We start from the raw sequence: 20,811 nt of genomic DNA on the forward strand, positions 1-20,811 counted from the left end.
GGAATGACAGCAGACATGACACCCCGCAAACCCCTGCACATCGGCCTTTCGCTGGCCCCCACCTGGCTGAGCGGCGACGCCTGGCGGCGGCCCGGCAGCCATATCGAAGGGCTGTACTCCAGCGACTTCGCCCTGGACCTGGCCCGGCGCGCCGAGGCCGCGCACCTGGACTTCGTCTTCCGCCCGGACGTGAGCTTTCTGCCCATGGAGGCGCTGGAGACGGGCGCGGGCTTCGCCAGCCTGGACCCCACGGTGCTGATGGCCGCGCTGGCGCGCGAGACCTCGCGCATCGGCCTGGTGTCCACGGTATCGACCACGTTTTTCCCGCCCTATGCGGTGGCGCGCCAGCTGCAGTCGCTGCACTGGATCAGCAACGGCCGCGCCGGATGGAACATCGTCACGGCCCTGCAGGGCCACGAGAACTTCGGGCTGCAGGCCATGCCCGATGCCGATGAACGCTATGCGCGGGCCGCAGAGTTCACCGACGTGGTGCGCCGGCTGTGGGCCAGCTTCCCCAACGAGGCCTTGAAGATCGACCGGCACAGCGGCCGCTACGCCGACGCCTCGCTGGTCCACCCCATAGACCACGAGGGACCGCACCTGAAGGTGCGCGGCCCGCTGAACCTGCCGGAGTTCGGCGGCCCGCGCATTCCGCTGGTGCAGGCGGGAGCATCCAGCACCGGGCGCGACTTTGCAGCATCGGTGGCAGACATCGTCTTCGCGCCCACGCCGGACCTGGACGCGGCGCTGGAGCTGCGCCGGGACCTGTCTCGGCGCGCACAGCGCCATGGCCGCCAGGCGCGGGATGTGCGCCTGCTGCCCGGCCTGAGCCTGTACCTGGCCGACACCCGCGAGCAGGCCCGGGAGATGTTCCAGCAGACGCACGGCCGGGTGGACAGGGGCCGCAAGCTGGCATCGATCAAGGCCATGGTCGGCCTGGACCTGACGGACTGGCCCGCAGACCGGCCGATCACCGCAGCCGACCTTCCGCCGCCCGTGGCAACCCCGTCCAGCCGCACGCATGCGGGCCTGCTCAGGCGCCTGATGGAACGCGAGTCATTGCGCATCGACGAGCTGCTGCAGCGGCCGGAAATCCTCTCCGCCGCGCACTGGCAGGTGGTCGGCACGGTGGACGATGCCGTGGCGCAGATCACCGAGTGGAGCGCCGCCGGCGCCATCGACGGCTTTCTGGCCGCGCCCGGCGGCTCCGTCGAGTCCCTGCATTGCGTGCTGGAGCAGCTGGTGCCGCGCCTGGTGGAGGCCGGCCTGTTCCGCTCCCGCTACACGGGCACCACGTTCATGGAGCACCTCGACGAGTCGAGGTAGGGGCTGCGCCCTGCCCTCACCGAGCCTTCACTGCGCCCGCGTGTCGGACCCGCCATCGGGCTCGAACGCAAAGCCCACGCCGTACACGGAGCGAATCCACTCATGGCGGTCGTCCGCCGCCTTGAGTTTCTTACGCAGGTTCTTGATGTGGCTGTCGATGGCGCGTTCGTTCACGTCCAGCGTGTCGGCGCAGGCCAGCTCCAGCAGCTGCGCGCGGGAGTACAGGCGGCCGGGCTGGCGCATCAGGGCCTGCAGCAAGGTCAGCTCCCGCTTGGTCAGTGGCAGCACGCTGCCGTTGAGCATGGCGCGGCCCTGCTCGGGCAGCAGCGTCAGGCGTTGCTGCGCGGGGCCGGGGCCAGCACTGCGGCGCAGCACGGCCTTGACGCGGGCCACGACTTCGCGCGGGGCGAAGGGTTTGCAGATGTAGTCGTCCGCACCCAGCTCCAGGCCCAGCAGGCGGTCCATTTCCTCGACGCGCGCGGTGAGCAGGATGACGGGGCTGGCGCTGTGGGGGCGGAACTGGCGCAGGATGTCCAGGCCGTCCAGCCCCGGCAGCATGATGTCCAGCACGGTGAGGTCGGGCGGGGAGCGCAGCATGCGGTCCAGCGCCTCGCGCCCGTGGCGGATGTGCTCGACTTCGTAGCCTGCATGGCGCAGGTAGTCGATGACGATGGCGGCCATGTCGGTCTCGTCTTCGACCAGGAGGATGCGGGCAGGCTTCATGGCGCGGGATTTTCCAGCAAGGGCAGCCACAGCGTGATGCGCAGGCCGCCCAGCGGCGAGGCGGCCGCCTCAATGCTGCCGCCATGGGCCTGCACGATGGTGCGGCAGATGGCCAGCCCCAGGCCGGAGCCGCCCAGGCCGTCGCCGTCGCGCACGCGGGAGGCGTCCACGCGATAGAGGCGGTCGAACAGGCGCGGCAGGTGCTGGCTGGCCACGCCGGGAGCCGTGTCGTCCCAGCGCAGCTGCAGCATGCTGCGGTCCTGCATCTGGACGATTTCGGCAGACACCTGCAGCCGCCCGCCCGCAGCCGTGTAGCGAAGGCTGTTTTCCAGCAGGTTGGCAAACACCTGGTGCAGCCGGTGCGGATCGCCCTGCACCAGCGGCGGCGGAATGCGCGCGGCCAGCTGGTCCACGGTGGAGCGGTCCAGGCCGATGCCGACCTGCTCGAAGCCGGGCCGCGCGCCGTCCAGCGCCTCGCCCAGCAGGGTCAGCACATGCACGGGCACATGGCCCGAGCCGTGCAGGGCCTGCGGGTCGTCCAGGCTCACGCGCAGGTCGCTGACCAGCCGTATCAGCCGCATGATCTGCCGGTGCAGGCGCAGCGCCATGCGGTCGTCCATGGGCAGCACGCCGTCCTGCACGGCCTCGACCTCGGCGCGCATGGTGGACAGGGGCGTGCGCAGCTCATGCGCCACGTCGGCCAGCCAGCGCTGGCGCGAGGCTTCCATGGTGGCCAGCTGCACGGCCATGTCGTTGAAGGTTTCCGCAAGGCGGGCCAGTTCCGCATCGCCCCTGATGGCCACGCGCGTGTCCAGCCGCCCGGCCGCAATGCCGCGCAGGCCGTCGACGAAGGCGGTCAGCGGCTCCAGCCAGCGCCGCGTGAGCCAGGCCGACAGCAGCAGCGCCAGCAGCAGGCCGGCCAGCCCGGTCCAGGCCACAAAACCCATCTGCTGCGCGAGGAAGGCACGGTCCAGGTCGCGCTGCATGCCCTGCCCGGTCTGCACGGGGGACAGCACGATCTCGCCAATGGCCTGCCCGTTGGCGGCGCGCAGAACGCGGTGCGCCGCACCGGGCTGCGGCGCCATGCCGGAGATGAGCTGGCCCTGGGCATCCAGCAGGCCCACGCGCGCCCACGGGCCGCCGAAGGGGCGGTCCGGCGGCGGGCCGGGGCGGTCTGTACGGTCTGTACGGTCGGAGCGATCTGATCGATCTGAGCGATCGGCACGCTCTCCGCCTTCCAGCCCAGGCGGCGGCGGAAACTCCGGGCCCGGCCCCGGGCCGTGGCTTCCCTCAAAACCAGGCCTCGGCTCCGGCATGGGCATGGGCATGGGGGGCCGTGGCCCGGGCTCGCCCGCAGGAAAGCCCCGGCCCATGCCTGCGCCCGGGCGCACCATGTCGCGCCAGAAACCGGGGTTGGCGCGCGCCGCATCCCAGCCGCCGTTTTGCTCATGGTGCTGCACCAGCCGCTCGGCCAGCCCGTCCATGCCGGTCAGCTCCACCTCGGCCATGTAGGGCCCCAAGCCCCTCTGCAGCCCCAGGCGCGAGAAGCCGAGAAACACCAGCAGCAGGGCCACCAGCAGCACGGCAAGGGCGAAGAAGGCCTTGTGCTGCAGCTTCAGGCGCGGGAGGCGGAGGCTCATTCAGTTGCTGCGTCAGACGGCAATGCCGATGGATATCGTGGCGGTGTGGCCATTGGTGGTGTCTCCGGTGAAGGTGGGCGTCTGCCAGGCGATCTGCTCGCTGGTGTTGTCGCCGAAGACATTGTCCGATGTCACGCTGACCCGCGACAGGTTGGAGACGCTGGCGCTGTAGCCGCTGACACCGGCATAGACGGCGCTGGCCACGTCCTTGGGCATGGCCATCTGCGAGGTCAGCAGCTTGTTGGTGTAGCTGCCGGCCGTGTTGAGGCTGCGGAACACCTCGAAGTGCATGTGCGGCCAACGCCCGTCATAGCAGCCCGGGAAGATGGTCACAAAGGTGCATTCGCCATTGCTGTCCGTCGCCTGCACGCCGCGCAGGAAGTTCTGGTTGAGCAGGTCGGTGGAGTACAGCGAATACTCGCCCTCGCGGGTGCAGTGCCACAGGTAGATGGCATAGCCTTCCAGCGGGCTGCAGTTGGTGCTGACGTTGACCAGGGTGATCTTGAGCGTCAGCGGCAGGCCCGCAGCCGTGCCGCTCATGCCGCCAAAGCTGCTGCGCAGGTCGCTGCGCACCACGCCGCTTTGCGACAGCACGTTGACCAGGCTGCCGCGCGAGCCGTTGGAGCCGTCGGCGGGGTAAGGGCCTTCGGTTTCCGTGGGATCGACCATGCAGGTGCCGGTCGTGGTTCCAGTCCCCGTGCCCGTACCTGTGCCCGTACCCGTGTCGGTGCCCGTTCCTGCCCCGGTTCCGGTGCCCGTGCCAGTTCCTGTCGAATCACTGGAATCACCACCGCCGCCACAGGCGGACAGAAGCGCCGCGGCGCCGCCAGAGGCCATCAGGCCCAGCATGCGGCGCCGGTCGAACAGGCGGCGCGCCATGACTTGCAGATCGTGCTGAAGGCCCAGGTCGTGGGCAAGATCATGGGCATCGTGAGAATGGTTCATGGGGATGGCTTTTCATGAGGGCCTGTGCGCAGGCCCGTGGGGTTGCAGACAGCCCGGCGGCGTGGCCCGCCGGGCCACGCGATCACTGCTGCGGATGGGGCGGCGGCCCGCCTGCGCCGGGTCCGCCGGCCGGCATGGCCACCAGCTGCCCGTTCAGGCTGCGGCAGGTGCCGGCCAGCGTCTTGCCATCGGGCATGGTCAGCGTCACGCTGTCGCCCTCGGCCTTGCCCTGGCAGGCCGTATAGGCCTCGGGCGGCGGCGACGGCGGATTGCCGTGCCCCCCGTGGCCCTGCGCATGGCTGCAGGCCGCCGCGAAGGCCGCCACAGCCAGCACAAGGGCCGGGCGAATGCGTGAAGCGTTGGTTTGCGAGAAATCAATCATGGTCTTTTCCTGGAGTTGCACAGGAATTCTTGCGACCAATCTGGGGGGAAATTGGGAGAAGTGGGGACGAGCTGGTACAAGCTCACAGAGCGAGTGAGTCAACAAGCTCTGCATCGCACAACAGAACCATGAAACCAACAAGATTCCTGCTGCTGGCCGCCCTGCTCGGCCCACCCGCTCTTGCTGCAGATCTGACCGTGATCGAAATGCATGCGGCAAGCGGCAATGATCGCCCGTACAGTCTGGATGGCCAGCGGGTCAGTCCGGCTCAGTTGAGAAACACACTCTCCAGGAAGCTGACCGCTGCCCCCGATGCCAAAAGTACGGTTCGCATTGCCGTGCTGGTCGATCCCGATGTGAAGGTCGGCGCCCTCTCCGAACTTCGCGGCCTGGTGATGAAAGTGGGATTCGGCATGCCGCGCTATTTCATGACGACGCGGGTGAATGACAAGCTCTCCGAGATCCAGGTGAACTACAGCCCGGTCTTCCCGAGAAGCGGGCTGGAGGCGGTGATGTCGTCCGGCCAACCGGCTGCGGATCCAGCGGCAACAGCACCCACTCCGCCCCGCTGATCACAGCCCCAGCATTGTCCTTAGGAGTCAGAGGGCCGAGTTTTTATTCCAGCGTGACATTGGCTTTCTTGACCAGACGCGCAAAGCGCTCCTGCTCGGAGCGCAGGAACTGGGCTGCGGCCTCGGGGCTGTTGAGCACGGTGTATTCGTCGCGCCGTGCAAAGCCGGCCTTGACCTCGGGGTCGGCAAAGGCGGTGGCGATGCCGTCGTGCAGGCGCCGCACCTGGGCGGGCGGCATGCCCTTGGGGCCGATGGCGGCCACCCAGCCGGCGATGTCCACGCCGGGAAAGCCCTGCTCTGCCACGGTGGGCACATCGGGCAGCGATGCCACGCGCTCGCGGCCCATGATGCCGATGGCACGCAGCGCGCCGGATTTGAGGTGCGCCTGCGCCGTGCCCACGGCGATCACGCCGAAGTCCACCTGCCCGCTGAGCAGGTCCACCACCATCTGGCCCACGCCCTTGTAGGGAATGTGGCGCGCCGTGGTGCCGGCCGCGTCCAGAAAGACTTCGGCCGCGAGGTGGAAGATGGTGCCGTTGCCGGACGAGGCGTAGTTGAGGTCGCCGGGCCGCGCCTTCATGAGCGCCTGCAGTTCGCGCGCATTGCGCGCCGCCACCTTGGGGTGGACGACCAGCACGAAGGGCGAGCCGCCGACGATGGACAGCGGCGTGATGTCGGCCAGGCTGTCGTAGGGCAGCTTCTTGAACACGCTGGGGTTGACGGCGTGGTTGTTGGAGATGAAGGCGATGGTGTTGCCATCGGCCGGCGCCTTGACCAGGGCCTGCGTTCCCGTGATGCCGCCCGCGCCCGGCAGGTTCTCCATGACCACGGGCTGGCCGCCCAGCGAGCGCACCAGCGCAGTCTGGGCCGAGCGCACGATGGTGTCGGCGCCCGAGCCTGCCCCCACGGGCAGGATGACGCGCAGCGGCGTGCCATTTTGGGCGCGCACGCCCAGGGCAGCGGCCCCCAGCGATGCGCCGGCCAGGGCCAGCAGGGTGCGGCGGCGCAAGGGATGGGACGAGTGCATGGGGTTGTCTCCTTTTTGTGTTGTCTCATGCGCGCCGGGGTGGTTTTTCTGCGGCCTTCGGCGCCCGGGGTTGGCTGTCAGGTCCGTGATGCAAGGGCTCCGAGGATTTCTTCGGTGTGCTCGCCAATCCCGGCCAGCGGCATGCGCACGCCGGGACGGTGGCCGTTCATGAGCAGGGGAAGCAGCACCACGTCGGTCTGGCCGCCGTCTTCGGTCTGCATGGAAGCCAGGCCGCCGCTTTGGCGCAGGTGCGGGTCGTCCACCAGTTGCTCGGGACGCGTGATGGGCGCGTAGGGAATGCCGGCGGCCTCCAGTTGCGGCGCAAGCCGGGCCGATTCATGGCTGGCCAGGATGGCGCCCAGCTCGGCCAGCAGTTGGGGGCGCACGGCCACGCGGGCGGCGTTGTCGGCGTATTCGGGGCGCTGCAGCAGGTCGGCGCGGTCCAGCACGCGGCACAGGGTGGCGAACTGCTTGTCGCTGACGGCGCCGATGAACAGTTGCTCGCCACCGGCCAGGGTGAACACGTCGTAGACGCTCCAGGCCGACACGCGCGAGGGCATGGGCGGCGGTGCCTCTCCCGTCATCAGGTACTGCTGCATGTGCTGGGAGGACAGGAAGACGCAGTTCTCGAACAGCGCGCTTTGCACCTCCTGGCCGCGCCCGGTGCGCTCACGCTCGCGCAGGGCGGCGAGCACGCCGATGGCGCCGAACATGCCGCCCATGATGTCGTTGACGCTGGTGCCCGCGCGCAGCGGCCGGCCCACGGGGCCGGTCATGTACGACAGGCCGCCCATCATCTGCACCACCTCGTCCAGCGCCAGGCGCTTCTCGTAGGGGCCGGGCAGAAAGCCCTTGTGGCTGACGTAGATGAGACCGGGCGCGCGCTGCGACAGCGTGGCGTAGTCCAGGCCCAGGGACTGCATGAGGCCGGGGCGGAAGTTCTCCAGCACCACATCGCTGCCAGCGGCCAGCTCGGCAGCGGTGGCGCGGCCCGCTTCGGTGGTGATGTCCAGCACCACGCTTTTCTTGTTGCGGTTGAAGCTGCGGAAAAAGCCGATGCCCAGGCCGGGCAGCGTGCGCGTTTTGTCGCCGCCCGGCGGCTCGACCTTGATGACTTCGGCGCCCAGGTCGGCCAGGATCATGCCGCAGGTGGGGCCCATGACCATGTGGGTGAATTCGATGACGCGGATGCCGGACAGCGGCAGCAGGGGTTCGGTGGCCATACAGGTGTGCTCGTGGGAAGGTAAGGGGTTCATGCAGCGGCGGGGGCTGCGTCGGCGGTGACGCTGCGAGGCAGGCCCGCGCGCCACAGCGCGCCATGCAGGCTTTCGCCATCCAGCCAGGCGGCCACCTTGGCGCGCAGGCGCAGCAGGGCCTCGATGTCCAGGCCCGTGTCGATGTCCATGGTGTCCAGCATGAAGGCCAGGTCTTCGGTGGAGGCATTGCCGCTGGCGCCGGGCGCATGGGGGCAGCCGCCGATGCCGGCCAGCGTGGCGTCGAAGCGCGTGACGCCGGTTTGCAGTGCGGCATGCACATTGGCCAGGGCCAGGCCGCGCGTGTCGTGGAAGTGGCCGCACCAAAAGCGTTCGCCCGCAATGCGCCGCGCCTGCTCGAACAGCGATTGCACCTGGCCCGGCCCGCCATGGCCCACGGTGTCGGCCATGCTGACGCGGTCGGCCCCCGCGTCCAGCAGGGCCTGCATGCAGCGCAGCACCTCGGCCGGCTCCACCCGGCCCTGCAGCGTGCAGCCGAAGGCCGTGCCAATGCCGCCCTCGATCAGCATCTTCGAACCTGCGGCATCGCGTGCGGCACGCATGCGGGCCACCTCGGCCACGACCTCATCGGGCGTCTTGCGCAGGTTGGCCAGGCTGTGGGCATGGCTGGCCGACAGCGGCACCAGCATCAGGTCGGCCCCGCTGGCAAGGGCGCTTTCGGCACCGCGCAGATTGGGCACCAGCACGGAGACGAACAGGCCCGGCAGCGTTCGGGCATAGGCCACCAGCTCGGCCGTGTCGGCCAGTTGCGGCAGCAGGCGCGCGGGGACGAAGGAGCCGACTTCGATCTCGCGCTGGCCGGCAGCGTAGGCGTCGCGTGTCCATTCCTTCTTGCGCTCGGTGGACAGCACGGTCTGGATGCTTTGCAGGCCATCGCGCAGGCCGACCTCGCGGATGACGGCGGACTGCGGGGCACGGATGGGTTCTGGCATGGGAAGGTTCGCGTGGGGTGGTTTGTCTTGAATGGCACTTTAGACATTCCAACCAGCGTGCAGAAGCGATAATTTTTCGCCTCAGAGTTTCCCGAATGGAAATCCATAACCACCATGAAAGACCTGGACCTGACCACCCTGCGGCTCTTTGTCGCGGCCTGCGACCTGGGCAATATCGCCCGCGCGGGCGAGCAGCAGCACATCGGCTCATCGGCCATCAGCAAGCGCATGGCGCTGCTGGAAGAGCAGGTGCAGGCCCCGCTGCTGGAGCGCCACCGCCGGGGCGTGGTGCCCACGGCAGCCGGGCTGATGCTGCTGGAGCATGCACGCGCCATGCTGGCCAGCGCCGACCGCGCGGCCCGCGACATGGCGGCCTACCAGCATGGCGTGAAGGGCCAGGTGCGGATACTGGCCTCGGTCTCGTCGATTGCCGAGTCCCTGCCCGATGACATTGCGGCCTTTCTGCAAAAGCCCGAGCACGCGCAGATCCGTGTGGACATCGAGGAGCTGACCAGCAGCGAAATCATCCGGTCCATCCGCGAAGGCCTGGCCCTGGTGGGCGTGTGCTGGAACGCGGCCGATCTGGAGGGCCTGCAGACCCTGCCCTACCGCTGCGACACCCTGGCCGTGGCCGTGCCGGCCGGCCACCCGCTGGCCTTGCGCGACCGCTGCAGCTTCAGCGAAACGCTGGATTGCGAGCATGTGGGCCTGCCCGCTTCCACGGCCGTCTACACCATGCTGGCGCGGGCGGCGGCCATCATCGGCCGGCCCATCAATTACCGCGCCGTGGTCAGCTCCTTCGACGCCACGATCCGCTGCGTGCGCGCCGGCCTGGGCGTGGCCATCATGCCCAGGGAGATCCTGGGCATGGCGGGCTCCGGTCAGGGCGTGCAGGGCGCGCAGGGCGCGCAGGGTGTGCACATGGTGCCGCTCACCGATGCCTGGGCGCGGCGGCAGTTCGCCATCTGCTTCAGGGACGGCAGCCGGCTATCGCCTGCGGCGCGCACGCTGGTGGACTATCTGGCCGGGTGCGCCCAGGCGGGCTGAGCCGGCCTTGGGAGTTATCACGATTATTTGAAGTTTGCGTGATACATCCGCTACAGGGTCCCTCCAACAATGGGACCCATGAACACCGCCCTCATCACCCCCCAACCGGCACAGCCCCAGGATGGTCAGCGCATCCACCCGCTGTGGCTGCGCCTGACGCATTGGCTCAATGCGCTGGCCGTGGTCATCCTGGTGACCAGCGGCTGGCGCATCTACAACGCGGCGCCGTTCTTTGATTTCAGCTTTCCGGGCTCGATCACGCTGGGCGGCTGGCTGGGCGGGGCGCTGCAATGGCACTTCGCGGCCATGTGGCTGCTGGTGTTCAACGGATTGCTGTACCTGCTGCTCAACATCGCCAGCGGCCGGTGGCTGCGCAAGTTCTTTCCCATCACGGTGCAGGGCGTGCGGCAGGACCTGGTGTCCGCCCTCAAGGGCCGGCTCTCGCATGCCGACCCGGCCCGCTACAACCATGTGCAAAAGCTGGCCTACCTGTTCGTGGTGCTGGACCTGGTGGTGATCGTGCTGTCGGGCCTGGTGCTCTGGAAGTCGGTGCAGTTCCCGCTGCTGCGCGAGCTGCTGGGCGGCTATGAGTCCGCAAGGCGCGTGCACTTCTTCGGCATGGCTGCGCTGGTCGCCTTTGTGGTGGTGCACCTGGCAATGGTCGCCCTGGTGCCCCGGACCTTCCTGACCATGATCCACGGCCGTGCGCCCAAGACACCATGAAAATCTTCAAAGCCCCTTCCCTGCCCGGCGTCGATGGCGAGGCCGTGGTGCGCGAGGCACGCTCGCTGATCGCCCGCAAGCTGGACCAGCCCGCACGCCGCGCCTTCTTGCAGCGATCGCTCACGCTGGGCGGCCTGTCCCTGCTCACGGGCTGCAGCATCAGCGATGACAGCCACGTCGAGGCCGCGCTCAATCAGGTATCGCGCTTCAACGACCGCGTGCAGGGCCTGCTGTTCAGCCCCACGCGGCTGGCGCCCACCTATTCAGCAGCCGAGATCACGCGCCCCTTCCCCTTCAATGCCTACTACGGCGAGGACGAGGTGCGCGAGGTGGACGAGGCCAGCTGGCGCCTGGAGGTGACCGGCATGGTCGCCGACCGCCATGCCTGGAGCCTGGCCGAGCTGCGCGCCATGCCGCAGGAAGAACAGATCACGCGCCATATCTGCGTGGAGGGCTGGAGCGCCATAGGCCGCTGGGGCGGCGTGCGTTTCGCCGATTTCCTGCGCCATATAGGCGCCGACACCAGCGCCAAGTACGTCGGCTTCAAGTGCGTGGACGACTACTTCACCAGCATCGACATGGCCACGGCCCTGCATCCGCAGACGCTGATGGCATTGACTTACGACGGGCAGCCCCTGCCGCCCAAATATGGCTTCCCGATGAAGCTTCGCATGCCCACCAAGCTGGGCTACAAGAACCCGAAGCACGTCCAGGCCATGTTCGTCACCAACACCTACTCCGGCGGCTACTGGGAAGACCAGGGCTACAACTGGTTCGGAGGCAGCTGAGCGGCCTCACAAGCCGCTGTGCCGCCAACGAAGGTGCGAGGCCGGGCCATGCAAGGCCGGCCGATTGTGCAACCTGCAAACCGCTAATCCAAAGGAAGACTCAAATGACCAAGTTCACCACCACCGTGCTCGCCGCCTGCCTCGCCCTGGCCGGCGCCACCTCGGCATTCGCTGCGGATGAGATGTCCAAGGACGGCATGTCCAAGGGCGCAATGACCAAGGATTCCATGTCCAAGGATGGGATGAAGAAGGACTCCATGTCCAAGGACGGGATGAAGAAGGATTCCATGTCCAAGGATGGAATGAAGAAGGACTCCATGCACAAGGACGGCATGCACAAGGATGGCATGTCCAAGGACGCAATGAAGAAGGACTCCATGGGCAAGGACGGAATGTCCAAGTAAGCCGGGGAACTCGCCTGTCCCGGCCGATGCCGCCCGGGCGGCCGGGCTGGCGGGGCTGCCGGCCATGGGACCAGGCGCAAAGCCGGGTCCTTTCTGTGCACCCCCCATGCCCGCTCCGAGGCAAGAGCGGGCTGGCAGACCTCAGCGGCGCTGCGGTGGGCGCTGGCCCGGGGCGCCGCCGGAGCGTTGCTCAATATGACGGAACGTGAGGCGGCCCTTGTTCAGGTCATAGGGCGACATCTCGAGCGTGACCTTGTCGCCGGCCAGCACGCGGATGCGGTGCTTGCGCATTTTTCCGCCGGTATAGGCGATGAGCTGGTGGCCGTTTTCCAGCGTTACGCGGAAGCGGGAATCAGGCAGCACTTCGTCTACCCGGCCTTGCATTTCGATCAGTTCTTCTTTAGCCAATGGGACTCCTGTGAGTACATGTTGAAAGGGGTGCGTCGCCGCAAGTTGCCGGTGCAGCACCATGCTGCGGCCTTGGGCCAGCGCAGGATGACCGCTGCACACAGGCAGCGGATCATCGGAAAAAAGGGAAAGAGGCCCCTGCAGGTGGCAGGGAGAGTGCGGGCCCGGGGAAGGGTGTTGGACCCGCGTGGTGCTCGCCGATGGGAGTGACAGTTGCGGACTTCGTCACAGTGGGCGGCCAACGGCAGTCCGGGGACTGCAAGAATGTCAGACGGGCACTGAGGAGGCGAACAACAAGGACAGCACCTCCAGCAGTATAGGTCAATTGCCGGCCCCGCGTTGAAGCGGTGCCGGGTACCGCACCTGTACGGGGCGGCATTTTCCCTGTCGCGACTGGGGCAATTCGCAGTCGAACCGGAAGTAGTGCCCTCTCTTGGTGGTTGTGGCGGCATCGAAGCGGCCGCCGGCGGCCCGCCTCATGCCTTTCACTCATGCCTTTCACCTATCCCAGCTTGGGCAGCAGGTTGAACAGCAGCACCATCAGCAGGCCCACAAAGGACACGATGGACTGCACCACGGTAATGGTCTTGGTGGCCTCGCCCATGCTCATGCCGAAGGACTCCTTCACCATCCAGAAGCCCGCGTGGTTGGCATAGTTGAAGAACAGCGAGCCGCAGCCGATGGCCAGCGCCAGCAGCGGCACGTTCAGCGAAGGATCGGAGGCCGCCAGCGGCGCCAGCAGGCCAGCCGCGCCCACGATGCCCACGGTGGCCGAGCCGGTGGACACCGACAGCAGCATGGCGATCATCCACCCCAGCACCAGCGGAGGCAGGGCGAACTGCTGGGTCATGTGGACGATGGCATCGCCCACCTTGGCGCTGGTCAGGATCTGCTGGAAGGCGCCGCCGCCCGCAATGATGAGCATGATGCCGGCGATGGGCTTGAGGCTCTGGCCCAGCGCGTCGCGCAGCTTCTCTGCATCGGCGCCGCGCAGATAGCCCAGGGTGATGGAGGCAAACACCACGCCCAGCAGCATGGCCACCAGCGGATTGCCCAGGAAGGCCGCCGCATGCAGCAGGCCCGAATCCTTGGGCAGCAGCACCTCGGCCAGCGCATGCACCAGCATCAGCAGCGCGGGCAGCAAGGCGCACAGCACGCCCATGCCGATGCTGGGCGCACTGCCCTCCCCGCCTTCCTTCTTGCCTGATGTGAACTGCTCCAGCAGGGCTGCATCGGGGCGCGTGCTCATGCGCGGCGTGATGAAGGCGCCGTACAGCGGGCCGCCCAGCACCATGGCGGGGATCACGGCCAGAAAGCCGTACAGCATGGTCGGGCCGACCGTGGTGTGCAGCGTGGCAATGGCGGTGAGCGGGCCGGGGTGCGGCGGCACCATGCCGTGCATGGCGGCCAGCGCGGCGATCACGGGCACGCCCACATAGACATAGGCCGATCCCTTGAAGCGCTCATTGCTTTCCAGCTTGCGCGCCACGCTGAAGATCAGCGGCAGCATGACCACCAGCCCCACCTCGAAGAACATGGGAATGCCGATCACGAAGGCCACCAGGGTCATGGCCCAGGGAATCATGCGCTCGGACGTGCGCTGCAGGATGGCACCGGCCAGCCGCTCGGTGGTGCCGGAGTCCGCCAGGATCTTGCCCAGCATGGCGCCCAAGGCAATCACCACGCCCACCGCGCCCAGCGTCTTGCCCGCCCCGTTGGTGAGGTTCTTGACGATCTCGCCCGGCGCCATGCCCGTGGCAAAGCCCACGCCGATGGAAACCACCAGCAGCGCCAGCAGGGGATGAAGACGGATGCGCGAGACGATCAGCGCGACCAGGACCAGCACGCTGGCCAGCGCGATGAGCAGCAGTTGGGCATCGAATGAAGACATAGGAGGCTTGGAGTTGTGTTTTTATGATGGACGCCCGCACGCTGGGATGCATGCGGTTTCCAATCGCTACAAATCCTATGCCTGACCCTGAAGGGGGCCTGTAGGCTCCAGGCTTGTTCGCAGGAGACTGGCTCAGAGCCGTGCCTCCCGTTCCACTACTGCAAGACCAATGAACAACCTCGGCTCCGCTGGCACTCTCGAAGTCTTTGTCAGAGCCCCCATCCAGCCGGAATTTGTGGATTTGGTGGCAGATGCGCGCGCAGCCATCGCCAGCGCCCTCGGCGAGGCGCTGGACAGCCTCTACCTGTATGGCAGCGTGGCGCGCGGCTGCGCGAGGGCGGGCTTCTCGGACCTGGACCTGACGATCGTGCTGGCCCGCCCCCTCTCCAGGCAGGAGAGCGCCCGGTTGGAACAATCGCGCCAGGACCTGCAACTACGTCACAAAGAAGTCGTGAAGATCGATTTCGACCTGGGCACTCTGCAAGAGGTGCTGGACCCGGCCCATCTCTACAGCTGGGGCTACTGGCTCAAGCATGAGTGCCGCTGCATCCATGGAGAAGACCTGGCGCAGCAGTTTGAGGCGTTCGAGCTGTCCAGGGCGATTGCACAAGCCGTCAATGGTGACTACGTGCAGGTGCTGAACGACTACCTGCAGCGCATTGCTGCAACCCGGGACGACATGGAGGCCCTGCGCCTGCAACGCGAAGCCGCACGCAAGCTGATCCGGGCCACCAATGTGCTGCGCCCCTGCTCAGGGGGCTTCTGGCCGCGCACGCTGGAGGAGTTCGCCGATTGCTTTGCGCAGCTCCATCCGGGAATGGCGCAGTCCATGGCTTTCTTTCTGGCGCAGTCAAGGACGCCCGAGGCACCCAGAGCTCGTTTCAACGCAGAGCTTTCGGCCTTCATCAGCTGGATTCGGCGCCAGCGGGCTGCATCTACGGCAGTCTAGGTACCGGGCAACGCCAGGGCCCAAGCCGCCAAACGCCTGGCTGCCACAAAAGCTTCAAATCTCCGTCACCGCACCGTCACGCGCAGCGGGTGCAATGTAAACGTTTTCAAGAAATCGTTTACATCCATGAGCATCACCGAGGTTGCACGCCGCGCGGGCCTGTCCGTCGCCACTGTTTCGCGGGTTTTCAATTCGCCGGAGGTGGTCAATGCGCAAACGCGCAGCACGGTGCTGCGTGTGGCGCAGGAAGTGGGCTATGTGGCCAATGCCAGCGCCCGCACGCTGCGCACGCGCAGCAGCAAGGTGCTGGGCGTGGTGCTGCCCACGCTCACCAATCCGGTGTTTGCCGAGTGCCTGCAGGGCATTGCCTCACAGGCGGCGCTGCGCGGCTATGCGATTTCGCCTTGCACCACCGAATACGACCACGCCGGTGAAGACGCGGCCACCACGCGGCTGCTGGCCAGCGGGGTGGATGCGCTGGTGCTGGTGGTCTCCAACCCTGGCGATTCGGCGGCGCTGGCGCGTGTGCGCCAGGCCGGCAAGCCCTATGTGCTGGCCTATCACCACACCCATGAGCATGCCTGCGTGGGCGTGGACAACACGGGCGCCGTCAGGGAGCTGGTGCTGCGCCTGGCTGCGGCAGGCCACAGCCGCATCGGCATGGTCACGGGCCAGTTGCAGGCGTCCGACCGCGCCCAGCAGCGCTGCCGTGGCTATGCGCTGGGCATGCAGGCCGCAGGCCTGGCGCCGCTGCCGGTCTGGGAGGTGCCCTTTGCCGCCACCGCCGTGCAGATGCTGCAGCAGCACCTGAGCGAGCAGGCCCCGCCCACGGCCATTGTCTGCAGCAACGATCTGCTGGCGATACGCACCATACGCGCGGCATCGCTGGCCGGGTTCTCCGTGCCTGCGGACCTCAGCGTGGTCGGCTTTGACGGGATTGCCATGGCCGGCGATCTCACGCCTTCGCTGGCCTCGATTTCCCAGCCCAACCACGAGATCGGCTCGGCCTGCGTGCGCCTGCTGTGCGATGCGCTGGCGGGCAAGAAAACCCTGGCCGCGCAAGACAGCCTGTGCCTGCCGCATGGCTGGCGCAGCGGCGAGTCCTGCCGGCTCTGAAACCAACAACAGCGGCCCGCGCAAGCCAAGGCCGCGCCCTTCCCTTCCCCACGCTCCCCCACCTCTTCGAGTACGCACCATGAAACTGACTGCCCTCCCCTTCAAGCTCTCCTTCAAGCGCCTTGCCCTGCTGGCCGCCACCACTGCCGTCTGCGGAACGGCGCTGGCCCAGAGCGCCATCTGCTACAACTGCCCGCCCGAATGGGCCGACTGGGGCACGCAGATCAAGGCCATCAAGGCCGATACCGGCATCACCGTGCCGCCCGACAACAAGAACTCCGGCCAGTCGCTGGCCCAGCTGGTGGCCGAGAAGGCCAGCCCCGTGGCCGATGTGACCTACCTGGGCGTGACCTTCGCCATCCAGGCGCAGAAAGAAGGCGTGGTCGCCGCCTACAAGCCCGCCCACTGGGACCAGGTTCCCGCCGGCCTCAAGGACCCCAAGGGCGAGTGGGTGACCATCCACTCGGGCACGCTGGGCTTCATGGTCAACAAGGCGGCGCTGGGCGGCAAGCCCGTGCCGCAGTCCTGGGCAGACCTGCTCAAGCCCGAGTACAAGGGCCTGGTCGGCTACCTGGACCCGGCATCGGCCTTCGTGGGCTATGTGGGCGCCGTGGCCGTGAACCAGGCCATGGGCGGCACGCTGGACAACTTCCAGCCCGCCATCGACTACTTCAAGAAGCTGCAGAAGAACGAGCCCATCGTGCCCAAGCAGACCTCGTATGCACGCCTGCTGTCGGGCGAGATCGGCATCCTGCTGGACTACGACTTCAACGCCTACCGCGCCCGCTACAAGGACAAGGCCGACGTGGACTTCGTGATCCCCAAGGAAGGCACCGTGGTGATGCCCTATGTGATGAGCCTGGTGAACAAGGCGCCGCACACGGACAACGGCAAGAAGGTGCTGGACTATGTGCTGTCCGACAAGGGCCAGTCCATCTGGGCCAACGCCTACCTGCGCCCCGTGCGTGACGTGGCCCTGCCCAAGGAGGTGGCCGGCCATTTCCTGCCCGCCAGCGAGTACGCACGCGCCACCTCGGTGGACTACCAGAAGATGGCGGATGTGCAAAAGGGCTTCTCCACGCGCTACCTGCGTGAAGTGCGTTGAGCCAGGCGGACTGCATCGTGGGCATTTCCTCCCAAGCGCCAGGCGACTGGCGCGCCCGCGCGCTGCTGCTGGCCTGCAGCGCGCCGGCCGTGGCCTTCTTTGCCGCGTTCTGGCTGCTGCCGGCCGGCCTGCTGCTGGCGCTGCCGGCGCGTGAAGGCTGGCGCACCTATTTCGCCACGCTGACCGACGCGCTGTACCTGCAAAGCCTGCTGCAGACGCTGGCCCTGTCGCTGGCCGTGACCCTGGCCACGCTGCTGATCGGCGCGGTGATGGGCATTGCGCTGGCGCGCCACCGCTTCACGGGGCGCGGCCTGCTGCTGTCGCTGCTGACGCTGCCGCTGTCGTTTCCGGGCGTGATCATCGGCTTTTTCATCATCCTGCTGGGCGGGCGCCAGGGCGCGCTGGCCGACCTGTCGGTGGCCCTGGGCGGCGAGCGGATCACCTTCGCCTACGGGCTGCTGGGCCTGTTCCTGGGCTACCTGTACTTCTCGCTGCCGCGCGCCATTGCCTCCTACACGGCAGCGGCCGAGGCGCTGGACCCGCACCTGGAAGAGGCCGCGCGCTCGCTGGGCGGCAATGGCTGGAGCGTGGCGCGCGATGTGTGGTGGCCGCAGCTGCTGCCCACCACGCTGGCCTGCGGTGCCATCGTGTTCGCCACGTCGGTCGGCGCCTTCGGCACGGCCTTCACCCTGTCGAGCAAGTTCGAGGTGCTGCCCATCACCATCTACAACGAGTTCACCAACTACGCCAACTTTGCCCTGGCCGCCAGCCTGTCGATCAGCCTGGGGCTGATCACCTGGCTGGTGCTGTGGCTGTCGCGGCGCTGGGCGGGTCCCGCCGCCACAGGAGTCTGACCATGCGGACCACACAAAAAATGCCACCGCTGATGTGGCTGGTGACCGCCACCGTCACCCTGTTCATGCTGGCGCCCATGCTGCTGTCGGTGCTGGCCGGGCTGGTGCAGAACTACGGCCAGGGCCTGTCCAGCGGATTGACCACGCGCTGGCTGGCCGAGGTCTGGGCCGGCTACGGCAATACCGTGCTGATGTCGCTGCTGCTGGCCTGCGCCTGCGTGGCCATGACCTTGGTGCTGGGCGTGCCCTGCGCCTATGCGCTGGCGCGCAGCCGCTCGCCCTGGGCCCGGCATTTCGAGGAACTGCTGACCCTGCCCGTGGCCATTCCGGGCCTGGCCAGCGCCCTGGCCCTGCTGCTGGCCTATGGCAGCGTGGCCGCCTTCCGCCAGAGCTTTGCCTTCATCCTGGTGGGCCATGTGGTGTTCACCCTGCCCTTCATGGTGCGCATGGTGGGCTCGGCACTGCGCCGCCAGGAGCTGGTGGCGCTGGAGGAGGCTGCGCGCAGCCTGGGCGCCTCGTTCGCGCAGCGCTTCCTGGGCGTGCTGGTGCCTGCCGTGCTGCCTGCCATCGTGGCTGCCTGCCTGATGGTGTTCACCCTGTCCATGGGCGAGTTCAACCTGACCTGGATGCTGCACACGCCGCTGACGCGCACCCTGCCCGTGGGCCTGGCCGACAGCTATGCGTCCATGCGCATCGAGGTGGGCTCGGCCTACACCCTCATCTTCCTCATCGTCATCCTGCCCGTGATGTGGCTGCTGCAGGCGCTGGGGCATTTCATCGAGAAGCATTATGGAAAGTAACAGCGTCGCCATCGACATCCGGCAGTGCGCCAAGACCTATGCCGACGGAACGCGCGGCCTGCAGGCCACCGACCTGCGCGTGGAGCCCGGCGAAGTGCTGGCCCTGCTGGGACCCTCGGGCTGCGGCAAGACCACGCTGCTGCGCATCATCGCGGGGCTGGAGACGCCGGATGCGGGCAGCCGCATCGCCTTCGGCGACACCGACGTCACCCGCGTGCCCATAGAAAAGCGCCAGGTGGGCATGGTGTTCCAGCACTACGCGCTGTTCCCGCAGATGAGCGTGCAGGCCAACATAGCCTACGGCCTGCGCATACGCGGCGTGTCCGAGCAGGAGCAGCGCCGCGTGGTGGGCGAACTGGTGGACTTGGTGCGCCTGAACGGCCTGGAGCACAAGCGCCCGGCCGAACTGTCCGGCGGCCAGCGCCAGCGCGTGGCCCTGGCCCGCGCCGTGGCATCGCGCCCGCGCGTGCTGCTGCTGGACGAGCCGCTGACCGCGCTGGACGCCAAGCTCAAGGAAACCCTGCGCGACGAGCTGGCACAGCTGCTGCGCCAGCTGCGCATCACCGCCGTCCACGTCACGCACGACCAGCAGGAGGCCATGGCCATTGCCGACCGCATGGCCGTCATGCAGGCAGGCCGCATTCTGCAGGTGGGCGACGGTGAGAGCCTGTACCGCCGACCGGCCCATCCCTTTGTCGCCACCTTCCTGGGGCGCGTGAACCAGGTCGAACGCAGCGAAGACGATGCGCGCAGCAACCGGCTGGCGCTGGCCGGCATGGAGCTGGCCTGCCCGGCCGAATGCACGGGCGCGGCCCGGCTGCTGCTGCGCCCTGAAGACATCGAGGTCTGCGCCGCCGGCACGCCGGGCGCCGTGCCCGCATCGGTGGCGCGCCGCGTCTTCCTGGGCGACCGCCTGCAGCTCACGCTGGAACTGGCGGGCCACACGCCGCTGATGGCCGACGTGGCCCGCGACCACGCCGCGCAATCGGGCGACCGCGTGGCCTTGCGCATCGCCCCCCACCAATGGATGCCCAACCATGCCCACGCCTGAAACCCTGCGCCCCTCCATGACCACCTTCCTGGCCCAGCTCACCGACCTGCACATCCGCGAACCCGGCCGCCTGACCTACCGCCGCATCGATACCGCCCAATACCTGGAGCGCACGGTGCAAAGCGTGCTGGCCCTGCCCCAGCAGCCGCACGCCCTGGTGATCACCGGCGACCTGACCGACTTCGGCCGGCCTGCCGAATACGCCCACCTGCGCAGCCTGCTGGCACCGCTGGGCACCCTGCCCGTCTACCTGCTGCCCGGCAACCACGATGACCGCGACGCGCTGCGCACCGCCTTTCCCGAGCATCCCTGGCTGCGCAGCGAAGGCTTCATCCAGTACGCCGTGGACATTGGCGCGCTACGGCTGATCGCGCTGGACACCGTGGTGCCCGGCCACAGCGAGGGCGCGCTGTGTGAGGAGCGCCTGCAATGGCTGGAGCTGCAACTGGCCGCCAGCGAAGGCCGCCCCGTGGTCATCGCCATGCACCACCCGCCCTTCGAGACCCTGATAGGCCACATGGACAAGATCGGCCTGCTGCAGGGTGCCCAGGCGCTGGAAGACCTGGTGCGCCGCCACCCCAACGTGCAGCGCGTCATCTGCGGCCACCTGCACCGCAGCATCCAGGTCGCCTTCGGCGGCACGGTGGCCATGACCTCGCCTGCGCCCGCCCACCAGGTCTGCCTGGACCTGGCGCCCGACGCCGCATCGGCCTGGACGCTGGAGCCGCCCGGCTTCATGCTGCACGCCCTGCCGCCCGGCGGCCGGCTGGTCAGCCATGCCGTGGCCAGCGGCCAGTTTGACGGCCCGCACCCGTTCTGGGATGCGCAGGGGCGGCTGATCGACTGAGCCCGGA

At 67.9% G+C, this 20,811-nt stretch carries 22 protein-coding genes; 13 read left to right on the top strand and 9 right to left on the bottom strand.

The window, feature by feature from the left end; translation table 11 throughout:
- Positions 1–15: 15 nt before the first annotated feature.
- Positions 16–1,326: an NtaA/DmoA family FMN-dependent monooxygenase gene (locus DTS01S_RS09055; RefSeq protein ID WP_017403981.1), complete on the top strand. Its 1,311-nt coding sequence runs from the start codon at positions 16–18 to the stop codon at positions 1,324–1,326.
- A gap of 27 nt (positions 1,327–1,353) precedes the next feature.
- On the opposite strand, the gene DTS01S_RS09060 is transcribed toward DTS01S_RS09055, so the two are convergent.
- From DTS01S_RS09060 to DTS01S_RS09075, 4 genes are all read right to left on the bottom strand, one after another.
- Positions 1,354–2,049 (bottom strand): response regulator, encoded by a 696-nt coding sequence (locus DTS01S_RS09060; protein WP_012204984.1) that lies wholly within the window; start codon positions 2,047–2,049, stop codon positions 1,354–1,356.
- Entirely contained in the window at positions 2,046–3,689 is a 1,644-nt protein-coding gene (locus DTS01S_RS09065) for an ATP-binding protein (RefSeq protein ID WP_017403980.1), read from the bottom strand. Before DTS01S_RS09065 ends, DTS01S_RS09060 begins: the two co-directional genes overlap by 4 nt.
- A gap of 12 nt (positions 3,690–3,701) precedes the next feature.
- Positions 3,702–4,634, bottom strand: a complete 933-nt coding sequence (locus tag DTS01S_RS09070) for a dioxygenase family protein (RefSeq protein WP_061287613.1) — start codon at positions 4,632–4,634, stop codon at positions 3,702–3,704.
- A gap of 82 nt (positions 4,635–4,716) precedes the next feature.
- A complete protein-coding gene (locus DTS01S_RS09075; protein WP_016448111.1) occupies positions 4,717–5,016 on the bottom strand; it encodes a hypothetical protein in 300 nt (99 codons plus the stop codon).
- Positions 5,017–5,144: 128 nt separating this feature from the next.
- On the opposite strand from DTS01S_RS09075, the gene DTS01S_RS09080 reads away from it, so the two are divergent.
- The gene (locus tag DTS01S_RS09080; protein ID WP_017407221.1) at positions 5,145–5,588 is read left to right on the top strand and encodes a hypothetical protein; all 444 of its coding nucleotides are present in this window, start codon (positions 5,145–5,147) and stop codon (positions 5,586–5,588) included.
- A 43-nt stretch (positions 5,589–5,631) separates the two neighbouring features.
- On the opposite strand, the gene DTS01S_RS09085 is transcribed toward DTS01S_RS09080, so the two are convergent.
- The 3 genes from DTS01S_RS09085 to DTS01S_RS09095 form a co-directional block, all read right to left on the bottom strand.
- A complete protein-coding gene (locus DTS01S_RS09085) occupies positions 5,632–6,615 on the bottom strand; it encodes a tripartite tricarboxylate transporter substrate binding protein (protein WP_026062851.1) in 984 nt (327 codons plus the stop codon).
- 77 nt (positions 6,616–6,692) lie between these two features.
- Positions 6,693–7,838 (bottom strand): CoA transferase, encoded by a 1,146-nt coding sequence (locus DTS01S_RS09090; protein ID WP_017407219.1) that lies wholly within the window; start codon positions 7,836–7,838, stop codon positions 6,693–6,695.
- Positions 7,839–7,867: 29 nt separating this feature from the next.
- Complete coding sequence (locus DTS01S_RS09095; RefSeq protein ID WP_017407218.1) at positions 7,868–8,821, bottom strand: hydroxymethylglutaryl-CoA lyase; 954 nt, start codon at positions 8,819–8,821, stop codon at positions 7,868–7,870.
- Between the two features lie 114 nt (positions 8,822–8,935).
- Between DTS01S_RS09095 and DTS01S_RS09100 the strand changes: the two genes are divergently transcribed.
- From DTS01S_RS09100 to DTS01S_RS09115, 4 genes are all read left to right on the top strand, one after another.
- Entirely contained in the window at positions 8,936–9,868 is a 933-nt protein-coding gene (locus DTS01S_RS09100; RefSeq protein ID WP_017407217.1) for a LysR family transcriptional regulator, read from the top strand.
- A 69-nt stretch (positions 9,869–9,937) separates the two neighbouring features.
- Positions 9,938–10,591, top strand: coding sequence for a cytochrome b/b6 domain-containing protein (locus tag DTS01S_RS09105; protein ID WP_026062850.1), 654 nt, complete (start codon positions 9,938–9,940; stop codon positions 10,589–10,591).
- Complete coding sequence (locus DTS01S_RS09110; protein WP_017407215.1) at positions 10,588–11,379, top strand: molybdopterin-dependent oxidoreductase; 792 nt, start codon at positions 10,588–10,590, stop codon at positions 11,377–11,379. Before DTS01S_RS09105 ends, DTS01S_RS09110 begins: the two co-directional genes overlap by 4 nt.
- Before the next feature lie 104 nt (positions 11,380–11,483).
- Complete coding sequence (locus tag DTS01S_RS09115) at positions 11,484–11,783, top strand: pentapeptide MXKDX repeat protein (RefSeq protein ID WP_016448119.1); 300 nt, start codon at positions 11,484–11,486, stop codon at positions 11,781–11,783.
- Positions 11,784–11,924: 141 nt separating this feature from the next.
- Here DTS01S_RS09115 and infA read toward each other — a convergent pair whose 3' ends face one another.
- Both infA and DTS01S_RS09125 read right to left on the bottom strand, forming a co-directional pair.
- Entirely contained in the window at positions 11,925–12,191 is a 267-nt protein-coding gene (infA, locus tag DTS01S_RS09120) for a translation initiation factor IF-1 (RefSeq protein WP_016448120.1), read from the bottom strand.
- 502 nt (positions 12,192–12,693) lie between these two features.
- Complete coding sequence (locus DTS01S_RS09125; RefSeq protein WP_061287614.1) at positions 12,694–14,082, bottom strand: GntP family permease; 1,389 nt, start codon at positions 14,080–14,082, stop codon at positions 12,694–12,696.
- A gap of 169 nt (positions 14,083–14,251) precedes the next feature.
- On the opposite strand from DTS01S_RS09125, the gene DTS01S_RS09130 reads away from it, so the two are divergent.
- The 7 genes from DTS01S_RS09130 to DTS01S_RS09160 all read left to right on the top strand — a co-directional run bounded on the left by DTS01S_RS09130 (position 14,252) and on the right by DTS01S_RS09160 (position 20,804).
- The gene (locus tag DTS01S_RS09130; protein WP_026062849.1) at positions 14,252–15,031 is read left to right on the top strand and encodes a nucleotidyltransferase domain-containing protein; all 780 of its coding nucleotides are present in this window, start codon (positions 14,252–14,254) and stop codon (positions 15,029–15,031) included.
- A 126-nt stretch (positions 15,032–15,157) separates the two neighbouring features.
- Complete coding sequence (locus tag DTS01S_RS09135) at positions 15,158–16,147, top strand: LacI family DNA-binding transcriptional regulator (protein WP_017407210.1); 990 nt, start codon at positions 15,158–15,160, stop codon at positions 16,145–16,147.
- Positions 16,148–16,226: 79 nt separating this feature from the next.
- Entirely contained in the window at positions 16,227–17,252 is a 1,026-nt protein-coding gene (locus DTS01S_RS09140) for an ABC transporter substrate-binding protein (RefSeq protein WP_061287615.1), read from the top strand.
- Positions 17,249–18,106: an ABC transporter permease gene (locus DTS01S_RS09145; protein WP_061287616.1), complete on the top strand. Its 858-nt coding sequence runs from the start codon at positions 17,249–17,251 to the stop codon at positions 18,104–18,106. Before DTS01S_RS09140 ends, DTS01S_RS09145 begins: the two co-directional genes overlap by 4 nt.
- Before the next feature lie 2 nt (positions 18,107–18,108).
- Entirely contained in the window at positions 18,109–18,906 is a 798-nt protein-coding gene (locus DTS01S_RS09150) for an ABC transporter permease (protein ID WP_026062847.1), read from the top strand.
- Complete coding sequence (locus DTS01S_RS09155; protein ID WP_016448130.1) at positions 18,896–19,957, top strand: ABC transporter ATP-binding protein; 1,062 nt, start codon at positions 18,896–18,898, stop codon at positions 19,955–19,957. The genes DTS01S_RS09150 and DTS01S_RS09155 overlap by 11 nt, the downstream gene beginning before the upstream one ends.
- A complete protein-coding gene (locus DTS01S_RS09160; RefSeq protein ID WP_047328104.1) occupies positions 19,944–20,804 on the top strand; it encodes a phosphodiesterase in 861 nt (286 codons plus the stop codon). The genes DTS01S_RS09155 and DTS01S_RS09160 overlap by 14 nt, the downstream gene beginning before the upstream one ends.
- Positions 20,805–20,811: the final 7 nt, after the last annotated feature.

This window comes from Delftia tsuruhatensis NBRC 16741 (assembly GCF_001571325.1).
GTDB classification, from domain to species: Bacteria; Pseudomonadota; Gammaproteobacteria; order Burkholderiales; family Burkholderiaceae_C; genus Comamonas; species Comamonas tsuruhatensis.